At 60.1% G+C, this 25,284-nt stretch carries 23 protein-coding genes and 1 pseudogene; 14 read left to right on the top strand and 10 right to left on the bottom strand.

What is annotated here, in order from left to right:
- Nucleotides 1–82: 82 nt before the first annotated feature.
- The gene (locus RTE01_RS03680; protein WP_041144930.1) at nucleotides 83–1,324 is read left to right on the top strand and encodes an MFS transporter; all 1,242 of its coding nucleotides are present in this window, start codon (nucleotides 83–85) and stop codon (nucleotides 1,322–1,324) included.
- Between the two features lie 80 nt (nucleotides 1,325–1,404).
- On the opposite strand, the gene phoH is transcribed toward RTE01_RS03680, so the two are convergent.
- The 4 genes from phoH to efeU form a co-directional block, all read right to left on the bottom strand.
- The gene (gene phoH, locus RTE01_RS03675; RefSeq protein ID WP_041144929.1) at nucleotides 1,405–2,193 is read right to left on the bottom strand and encodes a phosphate starvation-inducible protein PhoH; all 789 of its coding nucleotides are present in this window, start codon (nucleotides 2,191–2,193) and stop codon (nucleotides 1,405–1,407) included.
- A gap of 509 nt (nucleotides 2,194–2,702) precedes the next feature.
- Nucleotides 2,703–3,986, bottom strand: a complete 1,284-nt coding sequence (gene efeB / locus RTE01_RS03670) for an iron uptake transporter deferrochelatase/peroxidase subunit (protein WP_134525538.1) — start codon at nucleotides 3,984–3,986, stop codon at nucleotides 2,703–2,705.
- A gap of 4 nt (nucleotides 3,987–3,990) precedes the next feature.
- Nucleotides 3,991–5,118 (bottom strand): iron uptake system protein EfeO, encoded by a 1,128-nt coding sequence (gene efeO, locus RTE01_RS03665; RefSeq protein WP_115193989.1) that lies wholly within the window; start codon nucleotides 5,116–5,118, stop codon nucleotides 3,991–3,993.
- A 48-nt stretch (nucleotides 5,119–5,166) separates the two neighbouring features.
- Nucleotides 5,167–6,006: an iron uptake transporter permease EfeU gene (gene efeU, locus RTE01_RS03660; protein WP_041144926.1), complete on the bottom strand. Its 840-nt coding sequence runs from the start codon at nucleotides 6,004–6,006 to the stop codon at nucleotides 5,167–5,169.
- A gap of 273 nt (nucleotides 6,007–6,279) precedes the next feature.
- Here efeU and RTE01_RS03655 point away from each other — a divergent pair, with 273 nt between their 5' ends.
- A complete protein-coding gene (locus RTE01_RS03655) occupies nucleotides 6,280–7,464 on the top strand; it encodes a NupC/NupG family nucleoside CNT transporter (RefSeq protein ID WP_041144925.1) in 1,185 nt (394 codons plus the stop codon).
- A gap of 94 nt (nucleotides 7,465–7,558) precedes the next feature.
- On the opposite strand, the gene RTE01_RS03650 is transcribed toward RTE01_RS03655, so the two are convergent.
- Both RTE01_RS03650 and putP read right to left on the bottom strand, forming a co-directional pair.
- A complete protein-coding gene (locus RTE01_RS03650; protein WP_041144924.1) occupies nucleotides 7,559–7,993 on the bottom strand; it encodes a DUF3574 domain-containing protein in 435 nt (144 codons plus the stop codon).
- 147 nt (nucleotides 7,994–8,140) lie between these two features.
- On the bottom strand, nucleotides 8,141–9,649 hold the full coding sequence (putP, locus tag RTE01_RS03645) for a sodium/proline symporter PutP (RefSeq protein ID WP_041144923.1): 1,509 nt from the start codon (nucleotides 9,647–9,649) through the stop codon (nucleotides 8,141–8,143).
- 481 nt (nucleotides 9,650–10,130) lie between these two features.
- Between putP and putA the strand changes: the two genes are divergently transcribed.
- Together putA and RTE01_RS03635 are read left to right on the top strand one after the other, a co-directional pair.
- Complete coding sequence (gene putA / locus RTE01_RS03640; RefSeq protein ID WP_134525536.1) at nucleotides 10,131–14,093, top strand: trifunctional transcriptional regulator/proline dehydrogenase/L-glutamate gamma-semialdehyde dehydrogenase; 3,963 nt, start codon at nucleotides 10,131–10,133, stop codon at nucleotides 14,091–14,093.
- A gap of 136 nt (nucleotides 14,094–14,229) precedes the next feature.
- Nucleotides 14,230–14,625 carry a lysozyme inhibitor LprI family protein gene (locus RTE01_RS03635; protein ID WP_041144921.1) on the top strand — a complete coding sequence of 132 codons (396 nt, stop codon included), beginning with the start codon at nucleotides 14,230–14,232 and terminating at the stop codon, nucleotides 14,623–14,625.
- Here the strand turns inward: RTE01_RS03635 and rutR are convergent.
- Nucleotides 14,622–15,260 (bottom strand): HTH-type transcriptional regulator RutR, encoded by a 639-nt coding sequence (rutR, locus tag RTE01_RS03630; RefSeq protein ID WP_041144920.1) that lies wholly within the window; start codon nucleotides 15,258–15,260, stop codon nucleotides 14,622–14,624. The two genes, RTE01_RS03635 and rutR, sit on opposite strands and share 4 nt — an antisense overlap.
- A gap of 285 nt (nucleotides 15,261–15,545) precedes the next feature.
- Between rutR and rutA the strand changes: the two genes are divergently transcribed.
- The 7 genes from rutA to rutG are packed head-to-tail and all read left to right on the top strand — an operon-like array spanning nucleotide 15,546 to nucleotide 20,964.
- Nucleotides 15,546–16,637 carry a pyrimidine utilization protein A gene (gene rutA, locus RTE01_RS03625; protein ID WP_041147574.1) on the top strand — a complete coding sequence of 364 codons (1,092 nt, stop codon included), beginning with the start codon at nucleotides 15,546–15,548 and terminating at the stop codon, nucleotides 16,635–16,637.
- Nucleotides 16,637–17,347: a pyrimidine utilization protein B gene (gene rutB / locus RTE01_RS03620; protein WP_041144919.1), complete on the top strand. Its 711-nt coding sequence runs from the start codon at nucleotides 16,637–16,639 to the stop codon at nucleotides 17,345–17,347. Before rutA ends, rutB begins: the two co-directional genes overlap by 1 nt.
- Nucleotides 17,340–17,735: a pyrimidine utilization protein C gene (gene rutC, locus RTE01_RS03615; RefSeq protein ID WP_041144918.1), complete on the top strand. Its 396-nt coding sequence runs from the start codon at nucleotides 17,340–17,342 to the stop codon at nucleotides 17,733–17,735. The genes rutB and rutC overlap by 8 nt, the downstream gene beginning before the upstream one ends.
- A complete protein-coding gene (rutD, locus tag RTE01_RS03610) occupies nucleotides 17,732–18,532 on the top strand; it encodes a pyrimidine utilization protein D (RefSeq protein ID WP_123551200.1) in 801 nt (266 codons plus the stop codon). Before rutC ends, rutD begins: the two co-directional genes overlap by 4 nt.
- Nucleotides 18,529–19,119, top strand: a complete 591-nt coding sequence (locus RTE01_RS03605) for a malonic semialdehyde reductase (protein ID WP_134525534.1) — start codon at nucleotides 18,529–18,531, stop codon at nucleotides 19,117–19,119. The genes rutD and RTE01_RS03605 overlap by 4 nt, the downstream gene beginning before the upstream one ends.
- A gap of 9 nt (nucleotides 19,120–19,128) precedes the next feature.
- Entirely contained in the window at nucleotides 19,129–19,623 is a 495-nt protein-coding gene (gene rutF / locus RTE01_RS03600; RefSeq protein WP_041144915.1) for an NADH-dependent FMN reductase RutF, read from the top strand.
- A gap of 21 nt (nucleotides 19,624–19,644) precedes the next feature.
- On the top strand, nucleotides 19,645–20,964 hold the full coding sequence (gene rutG, locus RTE01_RS03595; RefSeq protein WP_134525532.1) for a pyrimidine utilization transport protein G: 1,320 nt from the start codon (nucleotides 19,645–19,647) through the stop codon (nucleotides 20,962–20,964).
- 35 nt (nucleotides 20,965–20,999) lie between these two features.
- Here the strand turns inward: rutG and RTE01_RS03590 are convergent, their stop codons facing one another.
- Both RTE01_RS03590 and RTE01_RS03585 read right to left on the bottom strand, forming a co-directional pair.
- Complete coding sequence (locus RTE01_RS03590; RefSeq protein WP_141334693.1) at nucleotides 21,000–21,941, bottom strand: DMT family transporter; 942 nt, start codon at nucleotides 21,939–21,941, stop codon at nucleotides 21,000–21,002.
- Nucleotides 21,942–22,114: 173 nt separating this feature from the next.
- Entirely contained in the window at nucleotides 22,115–22,288 is a 174-nt protein-coding gene (locus RTE01_RS03585; RefSeq protein ID WP_041144912.1) for a con-10 family general stress protein, read from the bottom strand.
- A gap of 382 nt (nucleotides 22,289–22,670) precedes the next feature.
- Between RTE01_RS03585 and wrbA the strand changes: the two genes are divergently transcribed.
- Nucleotides 22,671–23,267, top strand: coding sequence for an NAD(P)H:quinone oxidoreductase (gene wrbA / locus RTE01_RS03580; RefSeq protein WP_041144911.1), 597 nt, complete (start codon nucleotides 22,671–22,673; stop codon nucleotides 23,265–23,267).
- 20 nt (nucleotides 23,268–23,287) lie between these two features.
- Complete coding sequence (locus tag RTE01_RS03575) at nucleotides 23,288–23,515, top strand: YccJ family protein (protein ID WP_041144910.1); 228 nt, start codon at nucleotides 23,288–23,290, stop codon at nucleotides 23,513–23,515.
- Nucleotides 23,516–23,564: 49 nt separating this feature from the next.
- Here RTE01_RS03575 and agp read toward each other — a convergent pair whose 3' ends face one another.
- Nucleotides 23,565–24,812, bottom strand: a complete 1,248-nt coding sequence (agp, locus tag RTE01_RS03570; protein WP_123551198.1) for a bifunctional glucose-1-phosphatase/inositol phosphatase — start codon at nucleotides 24,810–24,812, stop codon at nucleotides 23,565–23,567.
- Between the two features lie 208 nt (nucleotides 24,813–25,020).
- On the opposite strand from agp, the pseudogene RTE01_RS03565 reads away from it, so the two are divergent.
- Nucleotides 25,021–25,281, top strand: a pseudogene (locus RTE01_RS03565) (SDR family oxidoreductase); the annotation flags it as partial.
- Nucleotides 25,282–25,284 lie beyond the last annotated feature (3 nt).

Below are 25,284 nucleotides of genomic sequence, written 5' to 3'. Positions count from 1 at the left end.
CCACCCTGGGCCCCTCTTTGCAGTAGATTACGATCGCTGACAAATCTATACTTGGCGCACAATTTCATCCTAAGGCCTGGACATGACCTTCTCTTCCCCACAAAACAAACGCGGCGTGACGCCGGCTAAAGCCATGGTCGCGGCGATCAGCGGCTACGCAATGGATGGTTTCGACCTGCTAATCCTCGGCTTCATGCTGCCGGCAATCAGCGCTTCTCTGGCGCTTAGCACCTCTCAGGCGGGTTCTCTCGTCACCTGGACGCTCATTGGCGCGGTGCTGGGCGGGATTTTGTTTGGTCATCTCAGCGATCGCCTGGGGCGCATTCGCGTCCTGACCTTCACAATTTTGATGTTCTCCGTTTTTACCGGTCTTTGTGCGGTCGCCCAGGGCTATTGGGATCTGCTGGCCTATCGCACCCTGGCGGGCATGGGCCTCGGCGGCGAATTCGGTATCGGCATGGCGCTGATTGCCGAAGTCTGGCCCGCCCATAAGCGCAACCGGGCCTCGGCATGGGTCGGCATCGGCTGGCAGCTAGGAGTCCTGCTTGCCGCCTTTATCACCCCGCTCCTGCTGGACATCATCGGCTGGCGCGGGATGTTTCTGGTCGGCCTGCTGCCGGCGCTGGTCTCATTTGCCATCCGCCGCGGCATGGGCGAACCCGAGGCGTTTACCAAAGATAGCCGCGTCGCTGAGGAGATGTCGTTCACGGCGCGGATCAAGATGCTGTTTGCCGACAGAGCCACCTCGAAGGCCAGTATCGGCATTCTGATCCTGTGTTCGGTGCAGAATTTTGGCTACTACGGCCTGATGATCTGGATGCCCAGCTATCTCTCCTCCAGCTTTGGCTTTTCGCTGACCAAATCCGGACTGTGGACGGCGGTCACTGTGGTGGGGATGACCTTCGGCATCTGGCTGTTTGGCGTGCTGGCGGATCGCTTCCCGCGCTGGAAAATCTTCCTTATATACCAGGTCGGCGCCGTGGTGATGGTCATTATCTACGCCCAGCTGCGCGACCCTGTCGTCATGCTGTTTACCGGAGCGCTGATGGGGATGTTCGTCAACGGGATGATCGGCGGCTACGGGGCGCTTATCTCCGATACCTACCCGCTGAAAGTGCGCGCCACCGCGCAGAACGTGCTGTTTAATCTGGGGCGCGGCGTCGGCGGATTTGGCCCGCTGGTGATTGGCCTGTTCGTCAGCCACTGGTCGTTTACCGCGGCGATCACCCTGCTGGCCCTGCTCTATCTGCTGGACATTTTCGCCACCCTGTACCTGCTGCCGAAAAATCAGGGCAGCGAAGATGCGCTGGGGGCGATTGGCTAAGCCACGCACCGCGTCGGGATAGGCTCCGCGCAGAAAAAACAAAGCCCGGGTTTCCCCGGGCTTTGCACTAAATATAACCGCTAGTAGTAGGCTTTCAGCGCTCGCTGGCAGAGCATCGAGCGGACGCAGTCGTCGGTCGTAAAGCGGACAATACCAACCATCTCGTCTTCTTCAAAACGCGCCAGCGCATCGACCAGGCCAGACCTTACGCCAGAGGGTAAATCACACTGGGTAATGTCGCCGTTGACGATAACCGTCACGTTCTCCCCGAGGCGGGTCAAAAACATTTTCATTTGCGCAGCGGTCACGTTCTGAGCCTCGTCCAGAATCACAACCGCATTTTCAAATGTACGTCCGCGCATATAGGCGAACGGCGCGATTTCCACCTTGCCGATTTCCGGCCGCAGGCAGTATTGCATAAAGGAAGCGCCCAGCCTTCTCACCAGCACGTCATAAACGGGGCGGAAATAGGGGGCGAATTTCTCGGCGATATCTCCCGGTAAGAAGCCGAGGTCTTCATCGGCTTGCAGAACGGGACGGGTAACAATAATTCTGTCCACATCCTTATGGATCAGGGCTTCAGCTGCTTTTGCCGCGCTAATCCAGGTCTTCCCGCACCCGGCTTCACCGGTGGCAAAGATCAGCTGTTTATTGTCGATGGCATTCAAATAATGCACCTGAGCGTCATTGCGCGCTTCAATCGGCGATAAATCGCGGCTGTCCCGCGCCATGCCAATGGCTTCTACGCCACTCATTTGCACAAGCGATGTGACCGATTCTTCTTCGCGCTGCTTATGGCTGCGCGAATCCTGTCTCAGCACACGTTTGGCCTCACGACGAGCTTTGGTCACTGCTTTTTGTCTTCCCATGGATAGCACCTTGCGTTGTTGGTTTACATCACACGCGTCAATATCGACGCGATTATGCGCACGAACGATTGAGGTTTGGCTTCCTTGTAAGCCATTGCTTGCCTGTCGAATTGACAACGGGTCACGGCTACGCGCACCGCTCACCCGGTCTGGGTTAGGATGGTCTGTAGTGACTGGAGAAATATTTGGGGTGTGGGAATCGCGGCCGGAAGTGTGGCCCCCGTGCTGATGAGTACGGTAAGAAGTTTTACATTTTCCGTTACAGCAATCGGGCATTCGCGATCTCCATAGTGAAACGACATCACTGCCGGGAACTACCGCGTCTGTAATAAGTACATCAAAAATAATTCTTAATGCAACTTATTTTTCACATACAGACAACAAATAATTTTCATTGCAGCTCTGGAGAGTTTCCGACAATTAGATTACAGAAAAATAACACAAGGCAGGAAATACAAAAAAAGAATGGAAAAACAGCAGAAAACGCCCTGCCCTTGCGGGCAGGAACGTCAGGCTTCAAGCAGGGACTGCGCCAGGTAGTGCTGGCTATCCTTGACGCCCGGCAGCGCAAAGAAGTAGCCGCCGCCGATCGGCTTGACGTACTCCTCCAGCGCTTCGCCGTTGAGACGCTTTTGCACCGTCAGGAAACCTTTTTCCAGATCGTGCTGATAGCAGACAAACAGCAGCCCCATATCCAGCTGCCCGGAGTTGGTCACCCCCAGCGAATAGCTGTAGCCGCGGCGCATCATCAGGCTCGACTGGGTCTGCGGCGTACGCGGGTTAGCCAGCCGGATGTGGCTATCGAGGGCGATAATATCGCCATCGGGATCCTTTGCGTAATCCGGCACGTCGTGCTCGTGCTGCATTCCCAGCGGCGCGCCGCTGTGCTTGTCGCGACCGAAAATAGTCTGCTGCTCTTTCAGCGGCGTACGATCCCAGAACTCAACGTGGAACTGGATAATACGCGCCGCCTGGTAGCTGCCGCCCGTCGCCCACGCCGGTTCTCCCTGCCCGGCGGTAACCCAAACTACCTCGTCCATCAGCGCGCCGTCGGTGCTGACCGGGTTCGCCGTACCGTCCTTAAAGCCCAGCAGGTTAACCGGCGTCTCCTTGCCTTTGCTCCGCGCGGCGCTATCGGAGATAAAGCCCTCGCGCTTCCAGCGGACGCTCAGCAGATCCGGAGTATGCTTAATCACATCGCGCAGCGCGTGGATCACCGTATCCTGGGTGTTGGCGCAAATCTGTAGCAGCAGATCGCCGTGACAGAGCGCGGCATCCAGCGAATCGTTGGGAAAGCGCGTCATCTTCTGCAGCTTCTTCGGCGCGTGACTCGCTAACCCGTAGCGCGCGTCAAACAGCGAATGGCCGACCGAAACGGTCATCGTCAGGTTATCCGGGGCGATCCACGGCCCGAGAATGCCCGAGTCCATCGGCGGCAGGCGCGGATTCGGCGTGTCCGGCGCCGGCCCGCCCTTGGTGAGGAAGGCAATACGCTGGGTCAGCAGACGAAACAGCCGCTCGAGGTCGGCCTTATCGCTGGCCAGCACGTCGAAGGCCACCAGCATCATCGCGGTTTGCTGCGGGGTGAGGATCCCCGCCTGGTGCAGGCCATAAAAGGGCTGCTCCTCCATACGCGCGTTGGGCGACAGCGTGCCCGGCGAGCTGGTGCTTTTGGCCGCATGCGCAACCGGACAGCCGCCGGTGATAGCCAGCGCGCCGCCTAGCGCGCCGATCCCTTTTAGTAACCGCCGACGTGAAGGTTCATTCACGTCGAATTGCTTCTGTTCTGCCATCGCTTTAGTCCAGACCCAGGATCCCGCGCAGCTGAGCCAGATCTTCCGCCAGGGTGGTGATCGGGCCTTTCAGCGCGTTACGATCCGCATCGGTCAGCTTGTCATAGGTCTCATAGCCGTCTTTGGTGCGGTATTTCGCGAGGATCGCGTCAACTTTCTTGAAGTTAGCGTCAACTTTCGCCAGCAGCGCGGCGTTCTCTTTTTGCAGCTGCGGACGCAGCAGGTCGACAATTTTCTGCGCGCCGTCAACGTTGGCCTGGAAATCCCACAGGTCGGTGTGGCTGTAGCGATCTTCTTCGCCACTGATTTTGCTGGCGGCCACTTCTTCAATCAGGCCCGCCGCGCCACCCACCACTTTAGACGGCGGGAACGCCAGCTCGCTGATGCGCTTTTGCAGCTCCAGCACGTCGCTGTTCAGACGGTCGGCGTAGCTCTCCATGCCCTTGGTGCTGTTGTCGCCAAACAGGGCTTTTTCCAGACGGTGGAAGCCGGTGAATTTCGGATCTTCCGCCTTCTTCTCGTAGTCGTCTTCACGGGCATCAATGCTGCCGTCAAGATCGGAGAACAGCTCGGCGATCGGTTCGATGCGCTCGTAGTGCTGACGCGTCGGGGCATACAGCGCTTTCGCTTTTTCGATATCGCCCGCTTTCACCGCGTCGGTGAAGGCCTTCGTGCCGCTAACCAGCTGGGCTGTTTGTGCCGTGACGTAGGCTTTATAGGCGGTAATCGCTTCGCCGAGGCTCAGCAGCGCGTCGGCTTTCGCCGCGTCTTGGGTGGCCGCACCGGTGACAATCAGCTTCCCTTTCGGGTTAGTCAGCAGGCCGCAGGTCATATCGTATTCGCCCGGCTGCAGGTTAGCCGTCAGCTTTTGCGTAAAGCCCGGCGCAATGTTTTCGCGCTCTTCCACGACCATCACGCCTTTAAGGATCTCCCACTCCAGCGCCTTCTGACTGTGGTTCTGAATGATGAACTGCGTTTTACCCGCTTTCACGGTCACGTTCATCGGTTCACACTGCTTGTCATTAACGGTCACTTTTACCTGCGGAATATCCGCAGCCTGGACGCAAAAGGCGGAGCTGAACAACGCTGCGACGGCAAGCTGCAGCGCATTACGGCGAAAATGAGTCATTATGATCATCCCTTTCGGTAAGTATGTTGTAACGATATATCCTGCGGCGCCCTACTTAAGCGGAGCGGTACGCGAGGCTGCTGGATTGCTACGCGGCGGCAGCGCAAACAGCACCAGCGCCGGAATCAAATAGATAAAGTACACCGCCACTTCGCTGACGGTCGGCGCTTCCTGATAGCCAAAGATGCCTTCAAGCAGCGTACCGAACAGGCTGTGCGTCGACAGCACGCCGCTCAGATCGAACGCCACGTCCTGGAAGTGGTTCCACAGCCCGGCCTCGTGAAAGGCGCGAATGGCGCCGGCGGCAAGGCCCGCGGCGACCAGCAGGATGAACAGGCTGGTCCACTTGAAGAACGCGCCGAGGTTAAGACGGATGCCGCCCCAGTACAGCAGGAAACCGAGGACGACTGCGGTGGCGAGGCCAAGTATCGCGCCCAGCGGCGGCCAGATACCGACATCCTGCTGGAACGCCGCCAGCAGGAAAAATACCGACTCCAGCCCTTCGCGCGCGACGGCAAAAAAGACCATCATCACCAGCGCCCAGCCGTGGTTGTTACCGCGCTGCAGGGCGTTATCCACCGCCTGCTCCAGCTGCTGCTTCACGTTGCGCGACACCTTGCGCATCCAGAACACCATCCAGGTCAGGATAAAGACCGCGACCAGCGCCACGATGCCCTCAAACAGCTCCTGTTCACGCTGCGGAAATTCACCGGTTGTTTCGTTGATAAAGATCCCCAGGCCGAGGCACAGCGCCGCCGCGAGGAAGACCCCAATCCACATTACGCCAATCCAGTTTCCACGCTGAGTGCGTTTCAGATAGCTGGCGATCAGGCTGACAATCAGCGCGGCCTCCAGGCCTTCACGTAACATGATGAGAAATGGAACAAACATGCAGACATCCTTAAATGTGAGCCGCAGTCAACGGATGCAAAGATAGGTAAATATTTCTGATAGTGATTATCATTACAATAATCAGAAACACAAGTGAAATGTGTAGAGAATGATGACGAGGTGTAAATTAATCGCTGGAAAATAATTACTTAGGCAAGTATTCGCCTGTGCCAGCGGCGATGAACAGGATCGACGGTTTTTTCGCAGCAGATATTTACCGGGCGTAGCGGCTGTGGCTAAATAGCGGCCTTATTTATCTGCGAAAAGAATAATATGACTCAGTTTTTACACTTCCTGCTGGCGCTGGTGGTTATCCTTGGCCTTGCCTGGCTTGCCAGCTATGACCGACAAAAAATCCGCTTTCGCTATATTATCCAGTTAATTGTTATTGAAATTGCCCTGGCTTTCTTTTTTCTTCACGCCGAAAGCGGCCTGTGGATAGTTAAAAATATCTCCGGCTTTTTCACCTCATTACTCGGCTTTGCCGCTGAGGGCACCAACTTTGTATTTGGCGGCATGAGTGAAAAAGGCCTGGCCTTTATTTTCCTCGGCGTGCTGTGCCCGATTGTCTTTATCTCCGCGCTGATTGGTATTCTCCAGCACTGGCGCATTCTGCCCATTTTTATTCGCGTCATCGGCACTCTGCTGTCAAAGGTCAACGGCATGGGCAAGCTCGAGTCCTTTAACGCCGTCAGCTCGCTGATCCTCGGACAGTCGGAAAACTTCATTGCCTATAAGGGCGTGCTCGGAGATCTCTCCTCTCGCCGGCTGTTCACCATGGCCGCCACCGCGATGTCGACGGTGTCGCTGTCGATTGTTGGCGCCTATATGAGCATGCTGGACGCGAAATACGTCGTCGCGGCGCTGATCCTCAATATGTTCAGCACCTTTATTGTGCTGTCCATTATTAACCCGACGCGACCGGGCAGCGAAGAAGAGATTAAGCTGGAGAAGCTGCATGAGTCGCAGAGCTTCTTTGAAATGCTGGGCGAATATATTCTGGCTGGCTTCAAGGTTGCGATGATTATTCTGGCAATGCTGATGGGCTTTATTGCCTTAATCAGCGCCGTTAACGCCCTCTTCGCTACCGTATTTGGCCTCAGCTTCCAGCAGATTCTGGGCTACGTCTTTTACCCGCTGGCGTGGCTGATCGGTATTCCGCTCAGCGATGCGCTGAACGCCGGGAGTATTATGGCGACCAAGCTGGTGGCCAACGAGTTTGTCGCGATGATCGAGCTGCAGAAAATTGCCGCCGGCATGACGCCGCGCGGGCTGGGCATTCTGTCGGTCTTCCTGGTCTCTTTTGCTAACTTTGCCTCGATTGGCATTATCGCCGGCGCCATTAAGGGGCTTAACGAGCCGCAGGGCAACATTGTTTCCCGCTTCGGCCTGCGCCTGGTCTACGGCGCGACGCTGGTCAGCCTGCTCTCCGCCAGCTTCGCCGGTCTGGTGCTGTAAGCGCGAGCTTGCGCCGCGAATATCGCCGCAATTAAGGCGGGGCATCGCCCCGCCTTTTCTTAAGCAATAAGCCTTATTCAGCAATAACGCTTATTTAGAAATGAACGCAAACCTGGCGATCGACGCGCATCACCGACTCCTGGGCGAAGCGCGACTTATAGATCGTGCGCAGCGCCTCAATCCCCTCTTCGCTCTTCGCATCTTTCCCGTGGATCAGCATCAGCGCCTTGCTCTGCTCGCGCGCCACGCTCCCGTCGTTACCCAGCCACTGGCCCCGGGCATCAAATACCGTCAGGCCGTCGCGAAAGCGCGGGGTGACGTCGCGGTCAACAAACTGCTGCCACTCCGCGGGGGTGATATCTTTACCCGCCGGACGGCTGAGGCCAAAGTACAGCGTGGTCTGCTCCATGGAATTGTCCGCCGGGCAGGCGCCGGCAGCCGGCGCTGAAACGGTCGTTTTGGCTGGTGCCACGCAGCCGCCAAGCAGCCCTGCCAGCACCAGCGCCATTGCACCCTGTCTGAAACTCATATTGCTATCCTCATTGTTATTTGTGCTCAGATATCAGCGTATTTTCAGAGAATTAGCAAGAGGGTTCCCGTCGGTCTCGGTCCGGCTGCGGCGAACCGCGGAGACAAAAAAGCCCGCCTGAGGCGGGCTTTAGCAGAAAGCCTATGCTTACTCTGCGGTCGCGCGGACCGGCGGCGCGGAGTGATAGTGGGCGTCGGCCTCGGCAAAACGCTGCTGCATGGATGCCGAAGGCGCTTTGCTCAGCAGGCTGAAGACCACAATCCCGAGGCTGCCAAAGATGAAGCCAGGGATGATTTCGTACAGGCCAAGCCAGCCAAACTGTTTCCAGACGATAACGGTCAGCGCGCCGATAACCATACCGGCCAGCGCGCCGTTGCGGGTCATGCGTGACCACATAACGGAGAACAGCACCACCGGACCGAAGGCCGCACCGAAGCCCGCCCACGCGTAGCTCACCAGGCCCAGCACGCGGTTGTCCGGATTGGCCGCCAGCGCGATAGCAATCAGCGCCACCACCAGCACCATCATCCGACCCACCCACACCAGCTCTTTCTGCCCGGCGTTCTTGCGCAGGAATGCCTTATACAAATCCTCGGTGATCGCGCTGGAACAGACCAGCAGCTGGCAGCTCAGGGTTGACATCACCGCCGCCAGAATCGCCGACAGCAGGATACCGGCAATCCACGGGTTAAACAGGATTTGCGCCAGTTCAATAAACACGCGCTCGGAGTTCTGATTTACCGCCCCGGCCAGCGCCGGGTTGTTGTTAAACCACGCGATGCCGAAGAAGCCAACCGCCACGGCGCCCGCCAGGCAGAAGATCATCCAGGTCATGCTGATACGGCGAGCGTGGACGATACTGTGATGGGAGTCCGCCGCCATAAAGCGAGCCAGAATATGCGGTTGACCAAAGTAGCCCAGCCCCCAGCCCATCAGCGAGATAATGGCGACGAAATTAAGCCCCTTCAGCATATCGACGTTTTCAATGCTCTTTTGCTTAATCACCTCCAGCGAATCGCCGAAGCCGCCAACGGAAATAATCACCATCACCGGCGTCAGGATCAGCGCGAAAATCATCAGGCTGGCCTGCACGGTATCGGTCCAGCTTACCGCGAGGAATCCGCCGACGAAGGTATAAATAATCGTCGCGGCAGCACCGGCCCACAGCGCCGTTTCGTAGCTCATGCCAAAGGTGCTTTCAAACAGACGCGCACCGGCAACGATGCCGGAGGCACAATAAATAGTGAAGAACAGTAAAATAACCAGCGCGGAGATAATACGCAGCACCCGGCTTTTATCTTCAAAGCGGCCGGTGAAATAGTCCGGCAGGGTCAGCGCGTTATTATTCACCTCGGTATGAACGCGCAGGCGACCGGCTACCAGCTTCCAGTTAACCCACGCCCCCAGCGTCAGGCCGATGGCAATCCAGCTCTCGGAAATACCGGAAAGAAATATGGCTCCCGGCAGCCCCATCAGCAGCCAGCCGCTCATATCCGAGGCTCCAGCGGACAGCGCGGTCACGAAGGGACCGAGGCTACGGCCACCGAGAATATAATCATCGAAGTTCTTCGTCGAACGCCAGGCAATAAACCCGATCAGTACCATGCCAAATATATAAATAGTAAAAGTCACCAACATCGGGGTGCTAATAGCCATGCAAATCTCCAGATTTTTTGTCGACAGCGTCCAGATTTGTCGTTTTATTCCACTACCGGAACGGGGTAATGGCACAATGGTTGTATTGGGCGACCGTATCCTGACGGAAGCTGCGGTTTTTCACAAACGATTTAACACAGCATTTACACTAATTCCGCCGATGACCAAACCTCATTTTGTTATAGGTTGCACTTCCTCACGTTTTTATTGGTTGCACCTTGTAAAACTGTTAACTAACGCAGGTAAATACGCCTTTAAATAAAGGTTAAATTACCGCTAATCCCATTATTAAATTTAACAACAAACCCATTTTTCAGTCTGACCCACAAGTTGCGATTAACAAGGTTGCACAAAGTTGCAACATAGTAGATATTCCTACGCAACCGCATAACCGCACAGAAGATCAGCTCGCCGAAGCATGCCGCCACAATACGGGTCGGGTCATGGATGAAGCGAATGACCAATAACAGGAGTTCATGACATGGGCACCACCACCATGGGCGTTAAACTTGACGAAGCTACGCGCGAACGCATAAAGTCCGCCGCCAGCCGTATCGACCGCACGCCGCACTGGCTAATTAAGCAGGCGATTTTCAACTATCTGGAAAAGCTGGAGAATGATGAATCGCTGCCCGAGCTTCCGGCGCTGCTCTCCGGCGCGGCCAACGAAAGCGACGAAGCGGGTCCGCTGAGCGAAGAGCCGTACCAGCCGTTCCTTGAATTTGCCGAGCAGATCCTGCCGCAGTCGGTGGCGCGGGCGGACATTACCGCCGCTTATCGCCGCGCCGAAACCGACGCCGTGCCGATGCTCCTCGAGCAGGCCCGCCTGCCGCAGGCGCTGGGCGAACAGGCGCACAAGCTCGCCTGGACGCTGGCGGAAAAGCTGCGCAATCAAAAAAACGCCAGCGGGCGCGCCGGGATGGTGCAGAGCCTGCTGCAGGAGTTCTCCCTCTCCTCGCAGGAGGGCGTGGCGCTGATGTGCCTCGCGGAGGCGCTGCTGCGTATTCCGGATAAAGCCACTCGCGACGCCCTGATCCGCGACAAGATCAGCAACGGTAACTGGCAGTCGCATATCGGCCGCAGCCCGTCGCTGTTCGTTAACGCCGCCACCTGGGGGCTGCTGTTTACCGGCAAGCTGGTCTCCACCCACAATGAAACCAGCCTGTCGCGTTCGCTGAACCGCATCATTGGCAAAAGCGGCGAGCCGCTGATTCGCAAAGGCGTTGATATGGCGATGCGCCTGATGGGCGAGCAGTTCGTCACCGGCGAAACCATCGCCGAAGCGCTGGCCAACGCCCGCAAGCTCGAAGAGAAAGGCTTCCGCTACTCCTACGATATGCTCGGGGAAGCGGCGCTGACCGCCGCCGACGCCCAGGCCTATATGGTCTCCTATCAGCAGGCCATTCACGCGATCGGCAAAGCCTCCAACGGCCGCGGCATCTATGAGGGGCCGGGGATCTCCATCAAGCTCTCCGCCCTGCATCCGCGCTACAGCCGCGCGCAGTACGATCGGGTGATGGATGAGCTCTATCCGCGCCTGAAGTCGCTGACCCTGCTGGCACGCCAGTACGATATCGGCATTAATATCGACGCCGAAGAGGCCGATCGCCTGGAGATCTCTCTCGACCTGCTGGAGAAGCTGTGCTTTGAGCCAGAGCTGGCGGGCTGGAACGGGATCGGCTTCGTTATTCAGGCCTATCAGAAGCGCTGCCCGTTCGTGATCGACTCGCTGATCGATCTCGCCACCCGCAGCCGCCGCCGTCTGATGATCCGCCTGGTCAAGGGCGCCTACTGGGACAGCGAAATCAAGCGCGCGCAGATGGACGGCCTGGAAGGCTACCCGGTTTATACCCGCAAGGTTTACACCGACGTCTCCTATCTCGCCTGCGCGAAAAAGCTGCTGACGGTGCCGAGCCTGATTTACCCGCAGTTCGCCACCCACAACGCCCACACCCTGGCGGCCATTTACCAGCTGGCGGGGCAGAACTATTACCCGGGTCAGTACGAGTTCCAGTGCCTGCACGGCATGGGCGAGCCGCTGTATGAGCAGGTGGTAGGCAAAGTGGCCGACGGCAAGCTCAACCGACCGTGCCGAATCTATGCCCCGGTCGGCACCCACGAAACCCTGCTGGCCTACCTGGTACGCCGCCTGCTGGAGAACGGCGCCAACACCTCCTTCGTCAACCGCATCGCCGATACCAGCCTGCCGCTTGACGAACTGGTCGCCGATCCGGTCAGCGCGGTCGAGAAGCTGGCGCAGCAGGAGGGCCAGGCCGGCCTGCCGCATCCGAAAATTCCGCTGCCGCGCGACCTTTATGGTCAGGGCCGCAGCAACTCCGCGGGGCTGGATCTGGCGAACGAGCACCGCCTCGCCTCCCTCTCCTCCTCTTTACTCAACAGCGCCCTGCACAAGTGGCAGGCTCTGCCGATGCTGGAGCATCCGGCTGCCGAAGGCGAGCTGCAGGCGATCGTTAACCCTGCCGAGCCGAAGGATATCGTCGGCCACGTGCGCGAAGCCAGCGACGAAGAGGTACAGCAGGCGCTGACCAGCGCGGTCAACTGCGCGCCGATCTGGTTCGCCACCCCGCCGCAGGAGCGCGCGGCCATCCTCGAACGCGCGGCGATCCTGATGGAAGGCCAAACGCAAACGCTGATCGGGATTCTGGTGCGCGAAGCGGGTAAAACCTTCAGCAACGCCATCGCCGAAGTTCGTGAAGCGGTCGACTTCCTGCACTACTACGCCGGCCAGGTTCGCGACGACTTTGATAATGAAACCCACCGTCCGCTGGGGCCGGTGGTGTGCATCAGCCCGTGGAACTTCCCGCTGGCGATCTTCACCGGGCAAATTGCCGCCGCGCTGGCCGCTGGCAACAGCGTACTGGCGAAACCCGCCGAGCAGACGCCGCTGATCGCCGCTCAGGGCGTGGCGATTCTGCTGGAGGCCGGCGTCCCGCCGGGCGTTATCCAGCTGCTGCCGGGCCGCGGGGAAACCGTCGGCGCCGCGCTCACCGGCGACCACCGCGTGCGCGGGGTGATGTTTACCGGCTCCACCGAGGTCGCGACGCTGCTGCAGCGCAATATCGCCAGCCGCCTTGATGCCCAGGGGCGTCCGACGCCGCTGATCGCTGAAACCGGCGGCATGAACGCGATGATCGTCGACTCGTCGGCGCTGACCGAGCAGGTGGTGGTTGACGTGCTCGCCTCCGCCTTCGACAGCGCCGGCCAGCGCTGCTCCGCGCTGAGGGTGCTGTGCCTGCAGGAGGAGATTGCCGACCATACGCTGACCATGCTGCGCGGCGCGATGGGCGAATGCCGGATGGGCAACCCTGGCCGCCTGACCACCGATATCGGGCCGGTGATTGATGCCGAAGCGAAAGAGAATATCGAGCGCCACATTCAGACGCTGCGCGCCAAGGGGCGCAACGTCTTCCAGGCGGTGCGCGAGAACAGCGACGACGCGCGCGAATGGCAGAGCGGAACCTTCGTTCCGCCGACGCTTATCGAGCTCGACAGCTTTGACGAGCTGAAAAAAGAGGTCTTTGGCCCGGTTCTGCACGTGGTGCGCTACAACCGCAACGCGCTGGATCGGCTGGTTGAGCAGATCAACGCTTCCGGCTACGGCCTGACGCTCGGGGTCCATACCCGCATCGACGAAACCATTGCCCAGGTCACCGGCAGCGCAAAAGTCGGCAACCTGTACGTCAACCGTAATATGGTCGGCGCGGTGGTTGGCGTTCAGCCGTTCGGCGGCGAAGGCCTGTCGGGCACCGGCCCGAAAGCGGGCGGTCCGCTGTATCTGTACCGCCTGCTCTCAAGCCGTCCGCAGAACGCCGTCGGCGCAACCCTCGCCCGCCAGGACGCTGAACGTCCGCTGGACGCACAGTTGAAAACCCTGCTGGAAAAACCGCTGGTTGCCCTGCAGCAGTGGGCCACAGGCCGGCCGGAGCTGCAGGCGTTGTGCCAGCAGTATAGCGAACAGGCGCAGGCCGGCACCCAGCGCCTGCTGCCGGGGCCGACCGGCGAGCGCAACACCCTGACCTTTATCCCCCGCGACCGCGTGCTGTGCGTGGCGGATAATGAACAGGATGCGCTGACCCAGCTGGCGGCAGTTGCCGCCGTCGGCTGCGAGCTCCTGTGGCCGGATAACGCCCTGCATCGCGAACTGGCGAAGAAGCTGCCGCGCGAAGTCAGCGAGCGCATCCACTTCGCCAAAGAGGCCGATCTCACCGCCCAGTCCTTCGACGCGGTGATTTACCACGGCGACTCCGATCAGCTGCGCGCGCTGTGCGAGCAGGTGGCGGCGCGGGACGGGGCGATTGTTTCGGTACAGGGATTCGCCCGCGGCGAAACCAACCTGCTGCTCGAGCGCCTCTATATCGAGCGCTCGCTGAGCGTCAATACCGCGGCGGCGGGCGGCAACGCCAGCCTGATGACCATCGGCTAAGGCCGATTCCCGCAGGCGGCGTCGGGCAAAACCCTAGCCCGCCGCCGGGGGATCGCAGACCAGATGACAGCAGGCCAAAGCTGTGGTTAATTAAGGCTCCCGGACGGGGGCCTTTTTTATGTATGGGAGTGGAACAATGAAACGCACTTTACTCGCACTTGCCGCCCTGTTAGCAAGCGGGCAGGCGCTGGCGGACGAATGCGCCAACGCCAACAATCAAATGGAGATGAACCAGTGCACGGCGGCGCAGTATCAGGCGGCCGACGGCAAGCTCAACCAGACCTACCAGCAGGCCCTGAAGCGTGCCTCAGCCAGCCAGCAGGCGCTGCTGAAGAAATCCCAGCTGGCGTGGATCGCGCTGCGCGACGCCGACTGCGCGTTTTTAACCTCCGGGGCCGAAGGCGGCAGCGTCCAGCCGATGCTGATCAACCAGTGCATGGCGGACAAAACCGTAGAGCGTGAATCGTACCTCTCCTCGCTGCTGCAGTGTGAAGATGGCGATCAGAGCTGCCCGCTGCCGCCGGCCAACTAGCGTACCCGGATCCCTTCAACGATCATCCGCTGAACGTTTTCCACGGTCTGCTGAAAGAACGCTTCATCACGCAGCGTTGCGCCGGTCACCGCCTCAATCTGGGTGGCAAAATCGGCGTAATGCTGCGTGGTGGCCCAGATCATAAAGATCAGGTGCTGGGGATCGACCGGCGCCAGCTTGCCGCTTTCAACCCAGCCGGAAACGATCGCCGACTTTTCATCCACCAGCGCTTTCAGATCGCCGGTCAGCTCCCCCATCAGCAGCGGCGCGCCCTGCAGCATCTCGAGGCAGAACAGCTTTGACGCCTGCGGATGATCGCGGGAGACCTCCAGCTTCAGGCGTATGTACTCGCGGATCGCCACCAGCGGGCTGATATCTTCGCGAAAGGCCTTCAGCGGCGCCAGCCAGATGGTGAGGATCTGCTGTAAAACGGCAACGTACAGCGCCTCTTTCGACGGGTAGTAGTAAAGCAAATTGGTTTTCGATACCCCGGACAGCTCCGCAACCTGCTCAAGCCGCGTGCCGTGAATGCCAAATTGCGAAAACGCGTCCAGCGCGGCGGCGAGGATAGCCTCTTTCTTTGCGCTCACCGCCAGCGAACGCTTGCCGCTTTTTTTCTCGGCGCCCTGTGCCATTTGTTATCTCCTTGTTTCACCGCCATCAGCATAGCAAAAGCCCATCGCCGACACGACCTCCTGCACCCCAATTGCGCATGACTGCCGTTTTTTCGTGCACCAATTTTGACCATTTAGTCTACTTTTCTCGGCATCACATCCGGCAACCATTAAGCAACACATTAATAACATTGGCTTTTGTAAAACTGGCATCGTCTTTGCTTTATCAGATTAGCGAGGTGGCTCAGGGAGATGCAGGATGCAGCGCCGCACGCCTTCTTGTTTAACGACCGCAAAGAGGTGCATATGAAAATTGGTGTCTTCGTTCCGATCGGCAATAACGGCTGGCTCATTTCCACCCATGCCCCGCAGTACATGCCGACGTTTGAGCTGAATAAAGCTATTGTGCAGAAAGCCGAGCACTACAACTTTGACTTCGCGCTGTCGATGATCAAGCTGCGCGGCTTTGGCGGTAAAACCGAATTCTGGGATCATAATCTCGAATCCTTCACCCTGATGGCGGGCCTGGCGGCGGTGACGTCGCGGATCCAGATCTACGCCACCGCCGCCACCCTGACCCTGCCTCCGGCCATCGTCGCCCGGATGGCCTCCACCATCGACTCCATTTCCGGCGGCCGCTTCGGCGTTAACCTGGTCACCGGCTGGCAAAAGCCGGAGTACGAGCAGATGGGGATCTGGCCGGGTGACGACTATTTCGCCAGCCGCTACGACTATCTCAGCGAATATGTCCAGGTGCTGCGCGATCTGTGGGGTACCGGGAAGAGCGACTTTAAGGGCGACCACTTCACGATGAACGACTGCCGCGTCAGCCCGCAGCCGTCGCAGCCGATGAAGGTTATCTGCGCCGGGCAAAGCGATGCCGGCATGGCCTTCTCCGCCCAGTACGCCGACTACAACTTCTGCTTCGGCAAAGGGGTCAACACCCCGGCCGCCTTCGCCCCAACCGCCGCGCGCATGATGCAGGCGGCGGAAAAAACCGGCCGCGACGTCGGCTCGTACGTGCTGTTTATGGTTATCGCCGACGAAACGGATGAAGCCGCACGCGCCAAATGGGAGCACTACAAGGCCGGAGCCGACGAAGAGGCGCTGGCGTGGCTCACCGAGCAGAGCCAGAAGGATACCCGCTCCGGCAGCGATACCAACGTCCGCCAGATGGCCGACCCCACCTCGGCGGTCAATATCAACATGGGCACCCTCGTCGGCTCCTACGCCAGCGTCGCCCGCATGCTTGATGAAGTCGCCGCGGTCCCCGGTACCGACGGCGTGCTGCTGACCTTTGATGATTTCCTCGGCGGCATTGACGCCTTCGGCGAGCGCATTCAGCCGCTGATGCGCTGCCGCGACCATATTGCCACCGCTACTCGCGAGGTTGCCTGATGATTACCCTTCCCGCTCGCCCGGAATCCCTAACCTTCGCGGCGCAAAACAGCGCGCTGATCGTGGTGGATATGCAAAACGCCTACGCAAGCCAGGGCGGCTATCTCGATCTGGCCGGTTTTGACGTCTCCGCCACCCGGCCGGTTATCGACAACATTAACACCGCCGTCGCCGCCGCCCGCGCCGCCGGGATGCTGATTATCTGGTTTCAGAACGGCTGGGACGACCAGTACATGGAGGCCGGCGGCCCCGGCTCGCCCAATTACCATAAATCCAACGCCCTGAAGACCATGCGCCGCCGCCCCGAGCTGCAGGGCAAGCTGCTGGCTAAAGGCGGCTGGGACTACCAGCTGGTCGATGAGCTCAGGCCGCAGCCGGGCGACGTGGTGCTGCCGAAACCGCGCTACAGCGGCTTCTACAACACCCAGTTGGACAGCATCTTGCGCAGCCGCGGCATTCGCCACCTGGTGTTCACCGGTATCGCCACCAACGTCTGCGTGGAGTCCACCCTGCGCGACGGCTTCTTCCTCGAATATTTCGGCATCGTGCTGGAGGACGCCACCCATCAGGCCGGGCCGGCCTTCGCTCAGCAGGCGGCGCTGTTCAATATTGAGACCTTCTTTGGCTGGGTCAGCGACGTCGCCAGCTTCTGCGATGCCCTGCAGCCCGCCAGCCCCATCCCGTTCCCGGAGGAGAAACGTTATGCCTAAACAGGTCATTATTCCACCCGGCACCACCACGCCGATCGCCCCTTTCGTTCCCGGCACGCTGGCCGATGGCGTGGTGTACGTCTCCGGTACGCTGCCGTTCGATAAGCAAAACAACGTGGTCTATATCGGCGACCCAAAGGCGCAAACCCGTCACGTTCTGGAGACCATCCGCAGCGTTATCGAAACGGCGGGGGGCAGTATGGAGGATGTGACCTTCAACAGCATCTTTATCACCGACTGGAAAAACTACGCCGCGATTAACGAAGTTTACGCCGAGTTCTTCCCCGGCGATAAGCCGGCTCGGTTCTGCATTCAGTGCGGCCTGGTGAAGCCAGAGGCGCTGGTGGAGATCGCCACGGTGGCGCATATCGGGAAGCCGGCGCTATGAAGCTCAATATCGCCCCTGCGCCTTATGCCGGCGCCCCGGTGGTGGTACTGAGCGCCGGACTGGGCGGTGCCGGCAGCTACTGGACCGCGCAGCGCGCGTCGCTGGCCGAGCAATACCAGCTGGTGACCTATGACCAGAACGGCACCGGCGAAAACGCCGGCCCGCTGCCCGCCGCCTACAGCATGGCAACCATGGCCCAGGAGCTGTGGCAGGCGCTGGAGAAGGCCGGAATCACGCGCTTCGCGCTGGTGGGCCATGCGCTGGGCGGGCTGATCGGCCTGCAGCTGGCGCTCGACAAACCCCGGGCGGTCAGCGCCCTGGTGCTGGTTAACGCCTGGCTGACGCTGTCGACGCATACCCGCCGCTGCTTCCAGGTACGCGAGCGCCTGCTGCATACCGGCGGCGCCCAGGCGTGGGTGGAGGCGCAGCCGCTGTTCCTCTATCCGGCGGAGTGGATGGCCGAGCGCGCGCCGCGCATGGAGGCGGAGGACGCCCTTGCGCTCAGCCATTTTCAGGGTAAGGACAACCTGCTGAAGCGGCTACAGGCGCTGAAGCAGGCCGATTTCTCTCGTCAGGCGGCGGCAGTGACCTGTCCGACCCTGGTGATCAGCGCCCGTGACGATCTGCTGGTGCCCGCCTCCTGCTCGCGTTCGCTGCAGGCCGCGATCCCGGGCAGCCAGCTGGTGGAGATGGCCTGGGGCGGCCATGCTTGTAACGTCACCGATACCGCTACCTTTAACCCCATTTTATGCGACGGGCTGGCCGCAATGCTGCCCGCCGGCCAGGAGAGTTTATGAGTGAGAGTATTAGCCAAAGCGCGTGCGACACGCTGTTCAGACACGCCAGAACCCACGGCAGCTGGCTGGATAAGCCGGTGTCCGACGGCCTGCTGGAGGAGATTTACGCGCTGATGAAAATGGGCCCGACCTCGGCCAACTGCTCGCCGGCGCGGATCGTTTTTGTCCGCACCCCGGAGGGCAAAGAGAAGCTGCGCCCGACGCTCTCCAGCGGCAATCTGCAAAAAACTCTCAGCGCGCCGGTCACTGCCATCGTGGCCTGGGACAGCGCCTTTTACGATCGCCTGCCGGCGCTGTTCCCCCACGGCGACGCCCGCAGCTGGTTTACCTCCAGCCCCCAGCACGCCGAGGAGACCGCCTTTCGCAATAGCTCCCTGCAGGCGGCCTATCTCATTTTCGCCTGCCGCGCCCTTGGCCTCGATACCGGGCCGATGTCGGGGTTCGATCGGAAAAAGGTCGACGCGGCCTTCTTTGCCGACGGCGCCTGGAAAAGCAACCTGTTGATTAACATCGGCTATGGCGATGAGACAAAGCTCTACGATCGCCTGCCGCGTCTCTCATTTGACGATGCCTGCCGGCTGGCATAAGGAGCCTCCATGCCTATTGCGGATAAACAAAGCTTTCGCGACGCCATGGCCCAGGTCGGCGCCGCGGTTAACATCATTACCACCGACGGTCCGGCGGGCCGCGCCGGCTTTACCGCCAGCGCGGTGTGCAGCGTGACCGACGAGCCGCCGACGCTGCTGGTCTGCCTGAACCGTTCCGCCTCGGTGTGGCCGACCTTTAGCCAGCATCAGGCGCTGTGCGTCAATACCCTGGCGGCGGGACAGGAGCCGCTCTCCAATCTGTTTGGCGGTAAAACGCCGATGGCGGAGCGCTTCGCCGCCGCGCAATGGCAGCCCGGCGTCACCGGCTGCCCGCGCCTGAACGATGCGCTGGTGAGCTTCGACTGCCGCATCAGCCAGGTCGTCAGCGTCGGCAGCCACGACATTCTGTTCTGCGAGGTCGCCGCCATCGTTAAGCATCCGCAGCCGCGCGGGCTGATGTGGTTTGACCGCGGCTATCACACGCTTATGCGCCCAGCCTGTTAACCTTGAACCCGGGATATCATCATGGCACTTTTCGATTTTCCTCGCTGGCAGTTGACCTCCCCCTCCGCCGCTTCCGGCGTGGTGGCTCCCGATGAACGCCTTTCCGTCGGGCAAACCGTGGTTATGGGCGTGCAGCACGCGGTCGCGATGTTCGGCGCCACCGTGCTGATGCCGATACTGATGGGGCTCGACCCCAACCTGTCGATCCTGATGTCGGGCATTGGCACCCTGCTGTTCTTTCTGGTGACCGGCGGCCGGGTGCCGAGCTATCTGGGCTCCAGCGCGGCCTTTGTCGGCGTGGTCATCGCCGTCACCGGCTTTAACGGCCAGGGGCTGAACCCGCACCTGGACGTCGCCCTCGGCGGGATTATCGTCTGCGGCCTGCTTTATACCCTGATTGGCGTGGTGGTGATGAAAGCCGGCACCCGCTGGATTGAACGCCTGATGCCGCCGGTGGTCACCGGCGCGGTGGTGATGGCGATTGGCCTGAACCTCGCGCCGATTGCGGTGCGCAGCGTTTCAGCGACGCCGTTTGACGGCTGGATGGCGGTGCTGACCGTGCTGTGCATCGGCCTCGTGGCGGTCTTCACCAGCGGCATGCTGCAGCGGCTGCTGATCCTCGTCGGCCTGATTGCGGCCTGCGTGCTCTACGCGCTGCTGGCAAACGGCCTCGGGCTGGGCAAGCCGCTCGACTTTTCTCTGCTGGAACAGGCCGCGTGGTTTGGTCTTCCCCACTTCACCTCCCCGACCTTTAACGGTCAGGCGATGATGCTGATTGCGCCCGTGGCGGTGATTCTGGTTGCTGAAAACCTCGGACACCTGAAGGCCGTAGCCGGAATGACCGGGCGCAATATGGACCCGTATATGGGCCGGGCGTTCGTCGGCGACGGGCTGGCGACGATGCTTTCCGGCGCCGTCGGCGGCAGCGGCGTCACCACCTATGCGGAGAATATCGGGGTGATGGCGGTCACCAAAGTCTACTCGACGCTGGTGTTCGTTGCCGCCGCGCTGATTGCCGTCCTGCTCGGGTTTTCACCCAAGTTTGGCGCGCTGATCCACACCATTCCCGGGCCGGTCATCGGCGGGGCCTCGATCGTGGTATTTGGGCTGATTGCGGTGGCCGGGGCGCGGATTTGGGTGCAGAACCGGGTCGATCTGAGCCAGAACGGGAACCTGATTATGGTGGCGGTCACCCTGGTGCTTGGCGCCGGTGATTTTGCCCTCTCGCTGGGCGGCTTCACCCTCGGCGGGATCGGCACCGCGACCTTTGGTGCCATTCTCCTGCACGCGCTGCTTAGCCGCCGCGCGCGGGCAGCAGAAGCGCCTAACGCCACGGTATAAAGGGTGCCTTCCCGGTCATGCCAGACCGACCGGGATTAGGGGTCCGGGCGCTCCGCAAGCTCGGGCAGCGCCCCGGCCTCCGCCGGGGCCTCCTGCGTAGAGGAGGCCTTTTTCCGCTTAAGCTTCAGCTCGCTCACCAGAACGCCGGCCAGAATAAAGGCGCAGCCCACCAGCGCCAGCAGCGGTAAGCGCTCGCCGGCAATACGGCCAAAAATCCCCGCCCACACCGGCTCGCCGGTATAAATAAGCGTCGCCCTGGTCGGCGAGACGCTGCGCTGCGCCCAGTTCATGGTGACCTGAATAATGGCGCTGAAAATGCCCAGCCCCAGCGCAACGCCCAGCAGCCCCGGCGACATCGCAGGGATCGCTTCCCCTGCCGGCACCATCGCCGCAAACGCTACCAGCGACGCGGTGGCCAGCTGCACCACCGTCACCCGTCGAACGTCGACCTTTCCGGCCCAGGCGCTAATTAAGATAATCTCTGCGGCGATCGCCAGCGCGCTGGCGAGGGTGATCGCTTCGCCGACGCCGAGCGCCAGCAGATTATTTTCCGGCCCGGCCAGCAGGATCAGGCCCGTAAAGGCCAGCACCACGCCCAGGCAGGACATCACTCCCGGCATTTTGCCGAGGCACAGCCACTGCAGCAGCGGCACCAGCGGGACGTACATGGCGGTAATAAAGGCCGACTTGCTGCTGGAGATCGACTGCAGGCCCCAGGTTTGCAGGCTGTACCCCAGCGCTATCGAGACGCCAATCGCCACCCCGGCCTTCAGCTCAAGCCACGTCAGCCCGCGCAGGACGCGAAGCGATAGCAGGGCAACCGCCAGCGCCGCGGTCGCGAAACGCACGCCGACAAAAAAGAACGGCCCGCTGAGCGTCACGGCGTACTGTACGGCGAGGAAGGTACCGCCCCAGAACATGGTGATCACAATAAGGATCGCTTCCTGGGGTTTGATGGAGAATTTGAACGAAGACATAGCGCGGCCGGTAGCGAATGATTAGCCGGATAGTGTGCAATTAGCCCGCCGGGAGCGCAACCGTTGGCAATAAAAAAACCGCCGGCAGATGCCGGCGGCGAGGGCGATGCGCAGGGTGCCAGGGAGATTAACCCCGCATCATAAAACGCCCGACCTGCGTCATTGGCGATAAATCAGCTATGACGATTGCCGTGGCTGTTTTTGCCCCCTTTTTTGCCCGCATCCGAGGCGCGCTGGGGATCGTTTTTAAAGTTCCCCCCGCTGTGTTGTCCACCTTTACGACCTGCTTCTGATGCTCTTTCACGATCCTCGGCAAAGTTGCCGGAACCGCCACGATGGTTTGCCATCACTGACCTCCGCTTGGTTAGACATCATGCTGCATTACGCGCAATACGCAGCCGCAGCGTCTGCGGCCTATGGCATAACCATTAGCGTATCGCGTGCCTTTAAGCGTAGTGAATGAAACTCATTCATCCGGCAAATAGTAACATCCTGCAACAGCTTTCGGCGCTGTCGGGATATTCCCGCCCCGCCAGTGCGCTAAGCTACTCTTATGGCAGACGAAAACAGCGCAGCGGAAAATGTATCTTTTTGCGACAGAGGCAATCTTTGCAATTTTGTTATAAATCAAATAAATGATTGTTAGATTTGCACTCTCCGCCAGACGCCTTATCTTTAAAGGTAGCCAGTCGTTTGGCTGGCCTATAACGCAACCGAGGAGTGATGCAAATGGCTAAAATTCTGGTGCTTTATTACTCAATGTATGGACACATCGAAACCATGGCTCATGCCGTCGCCGAAGGGGCGAACAGAGTAGACGGCGTGGAAGTGGTGGTGAAGCGCGTGCCGGAAACTATGCATGCTGAGGCATTCGCCAAAGCAGGCGGGAAAACGCAAAATGCGCCCGTCGCCACGCCGCAGGAGCTGGCAGAGTATGACGCCATCATCTTTGGTACCCCAACCCGTTTCGGCAACATGTCCGGACAGATGCGCACCTTCCTCGATCAGACGGGCGGTCTGTGGGCATCCGGCGCGCTGTACGGCAAGCTGGCCAGCGTATTCAGCTCCACCGGCACCGGCGGCGGACAGGAGCAGACCATTACCTCGACCTGGACCACCCTCGCCCATCACGGGATGGTGATCGTGCCGATTGGCTACGGCGCGCAGGAACTGTTTGACGTCTCGGTGGTGCGCGGCGGTACGCCGTACGGGGCCACCACTATTGCCGGCGGCGACGGCTCTCGCCAGCCGAGCGAGGAAGAGCTGGCGATCGCCCGCTACCAGGGCGAACACGTCGCCGGCCTGGCGGTTAAATTACACGGTTAACCCTTAGCAGGAGGATTTGCATGCCAACTCAAGAAGCAAAAGCTCACCGCGTCGGTGAATGGGCAAGTTTACGCAATACCTCGGTGGAGATCGCCGAGGCGATTTTCGAATTAGCAAAATACGATGAAAAGTTAGCAGAAAAAATCTGGGAAGAAGGCAGCGATGAAGTGCTGCCGCTGGCCTTTGCGAAAACCGATAAAGATTCGCTGTTCTGGGGCGAGCAAACCATCGAACGTAAAAACGTATAACTACGACGCAGCAGAATAAAAAAACCCGGATTGCTCCGGGTTTTTTGTTTTATTTTGCCGCCTGGTTCATCACCGTTTTAAAGGTCTCCATCGGGCAGAACCCGTCGGCGTCCACCGGACAGCCGTTCAGCGCCAGAGTCACACGCTGCGGCGGAGACTGCAGCGTCAGGGCGTCGGCGTTGCGCAGCTGCGCGGTGCTTTGATAGACGTACTCAATCTTCATCAGCTCGCGGTTGCTGCCGCTGTCGTGCCAGCGCTGGAAGACAATTTTGCCGCCAATCGGCGTGCGCTCGTTCTGATCGTGCAGCTGATAGGGTTTAAAATCCAGCGCCGTCAGCAGCGAGGCGATATTGGAATCATGCCCCACCAGCAGCGTCACCTTCGCCGCCTGCGCCGCGTCGCCCACCAGCGCCTTGTCGATATACTTCACCAGCGGCTTCGCGACGTTGCGCGCCACTTCCGTTGAGGTAAACAGGCTATCCTGATAGCCGTTTTTCAGCTTCGACAGCACCTGCCACTGCTTATCGGTTTTGATTTCGCCCCACGCCACCTGGTCCTGCGGGAAGCCTTCGTAATACTGCAGGGTGAACGCGTCCACCAGCGAATTACCGACCTTCAGCGGCCCGGAAACGCCCGGCTCCTGCTGATATTTGGCGCTGAAGGTGTCCTTCCCGTCGCTCAGCGAACACTGCTGCTTCTCTTTGCAGGAAGGCGAATTGCGATAGTCGGTCATCTCTTCGAGCAGCTTGTAGCTCTCGGTGAGCTGCATTTTTTGCCGCTCTGCCTCCATTGCCTGCACCGCTTTCTCGCTAAACGCCGCGGAGTCATCGGTGATAACCGGGTTAAAGGTCGGGTCCATGGTGCCCATTTGCGGCTGGTGGTGGACGGTTACGCCGCAGCCGGGAAAGGCGCCGGTGATAAAGAACTGGGCGGTCGCGACGGTGCGCTGCAGGCTATTAGCATAGGCATACACCGCGTTGTCCGGCGGGCACTCGCCGCTGGTCACCAGCTTCTGCTGCGCCAGCCACTCCCGCATATAGTGCCCCATATAGACTTCCAGCACCCCGCCCTTGGTGGTCAGCTGCCCGCCCGGAACGTCCCACTCCGGCCAGGATTTCGGCGTTGACTGCTCCAGCACGCTGCCGTTATTCGCCAGCGGCGCGCGCAGGTTGTGGCGGCTCATGATCAGCACCTGCTGGAGCTGATAGCCCTGCGGGGCCGCCTGATCCTGCGCCTGGACGCCCGCGGACAGCAAAACGCCAGCGGCAATCGCGCCGGCGAGTAGACTTTTTCTCATCCCTTAACCCTCAGTCAGTGATTAGCATCGTCCTGATTGTGACAAATTTATGACATTTTGCCAGACGACAGCGCGCAAACTGAGGCCGCGGGCATTCTTTTAGCGCCTAAGCCGATGGCCGTTGTGGTTCATCCACTCCGCCAGACTGCAGCGCTTCGCGCATCGACAGCCCGAGCTCGCCCACTTCCCGGCGAGCAGGTTAACGAAGCTGGTCATCGGGCAGACCGGGGGGGACAAAATTATTTTCCGCAGCCTGCGCCCTGGCCCGGTGAGCACGACAGCGTTGGATAAGCTCGGCCTCAGCGCGCAGGCGCTCGGCGCCCTGCAGCAGGAGATTAAAAACCGGGTCCCGCTCGGGCGGATGGGCACGCCGCAGGAGCTGGCGAAGGCCGCGCTGTATCTCGCGTCGGACGAGTCCAGCTACGTGGTGGGAAGCGAGCTGCTGGTGGATGGCGGCACGGGAAATCTCTCA

This window comes from Klebsiella terrigena (assembly GCF_006539725.1).
In the GTDB taxonomy this organism is placed as follows: Bacteria; Pseudomonadota; Gammaproteobacteria; order Enterobacterales; family Enterobacteriaceae; genus Klebsiella; species Klebsiella terrigena.
The sequence above is the reverse complement of the archived record's forward strand: the minus strand, read 5'-3'. Positions and strand labels throughout refer to the sequence as shown.

Coding starts and splice junctions, on each gene's coding strand:
- RTE01_RS03680 (WP_041144930.1), top strand. CDS start 83: ATGACCTTCTCTTCCCCACAAAACAAACGCGGCGTGACGCCGGCTAAA.
- phoH (WP_041144929.1), bottom strand. CDS start 2,193: ATGGGAAGACAAAAAGCAGTGACCAAAGCTCGTCGTGAGGCCAAACGT.
- efeB (WP_134525538.1), bottom strand. CDS start 3,986: ATGGCAGAACAGAAGCAATTCGACGTGAATGAACCTTCACGTCGGCGG.
- efeU (WP_041144926.1), bottom strand. CDS start 6,006: ATGTTTGTTCCATTTCTCATCATGTTACGTGAAGGCCTGGAGGCCGCG.
- RTE01_RS03655 (WP_041144925.1), top strand. CDS start 6,280: ATGACTCAGTTTTTACACTTCCTGCTGGCGCTGGTGGTTATCCTTGGC.
- RTE01_RS03650 (WP_041144924.1), bottom strand. CDS start 7,993: ATGAGTTTCAGACAGGGTGCAATGGCGCTGGTGCTGGCAGGGCTGCTT.
- putP (WP_041144923.1), bottom strand. CDS start 9,649: ATGGCTATTAGCACCCCGATGTTGGTGACTTTTACTATTTATATATTT.
- putA (WP_134525536.1), top strand. CDS start 10,131: ATGGGCACCACCACCATGGGCGTTAAACTTGACGAAGCTACGCGCGAA.
- RTE01_RS03635 (WP_041144921.1), top strand. CDS start 14,230: ATGAAACGCACTTTACTCGCACTTGCCGCCCTGTTAGCAAGCGGGCAG.
- rutR (WP_041144920.1), bottom strand. CDS start 15,260: ATGGCACAGGGCGCCGAGAAAAAAAGCGGCAAGCGTTCGCTGGCGGTG.
- rutA (WP_041147574.1), top strand. CDS start 15,546: ATGAAAATTGGTGTCTTCGTTCCGATCGGCAATAACGGCTGGCTCATT.
- rutB (WP_041144919.1), top strand. CDS start 16,637: ATGATTACCCTTCCCGCTCGCCCGGAATCCCTAACCTTCGCGGCGCAA.
- rutC (WP_041144918.1), top strand. CDS start 17,340: ATGCCTAAACAGGTCATTATTCCACCCGGCACCACCACGCCGATCGCC.
- rutD (WP_123551200.1), top strand. CDS start 17,732: ATGAAGCTCAATATCGCCCCTGCGCCTTATGCCGGCGCCCCGGTGGTG.
- RTE01_RS03605 (WP_134525534.1), top strand. CDS start 18,529: ATGAGTGAGAGTATTAGCCAAAGCGCGTGCGACACGCTGTTCAGACAC.
- rutF (WP_041144915.1), top strand. CDS start 19,129: ATGCCTATTGCGGATAAACAAAGCTTTCGCGACGCCATGGCCCAGGTC.
- rutG (WP_134525532.1), top strand. CDS start 19,645: ATGGCACTTTTCGATTTTCCTCGCTGGCAGTTGACCTCCCCCTCCGCC.
- RTE01_RS03590 (WP_141334693.1), bottom strand. CDS start 21,941: ATGTCTTCGTTCAAATTCTCCATCAAACCCCAGGAAGCGATCCTTATT.
- RTE01_RS03585 (WP_041144912.1), bottom strand. CDS start 22,288: ATGGCAAACCATCGTGGCGGTTCCGGCAACTTTGCCGAGGATCGTGAA.
- wrbA (WP_041144911.1), top strand. CDS start 22,671: ATGGCTAAAATTCTGGTGCTTTATTACTCAATGTATGGACACATCGAA.
- RTE01_RS03575 (WP_041144910.1), top strand. CDS start 23,288: ATGCCAACTCAAGAAGCAAAAGCTCACCGCGTCGGTGAATGGGCAAGT.
- agp (WP_123551198.1), bottom strand. CDS start 24,812: ATGAGAAAAAGTCTACTCGCCGGCGCGATTGCCGCTGGCGTTTTGCTG.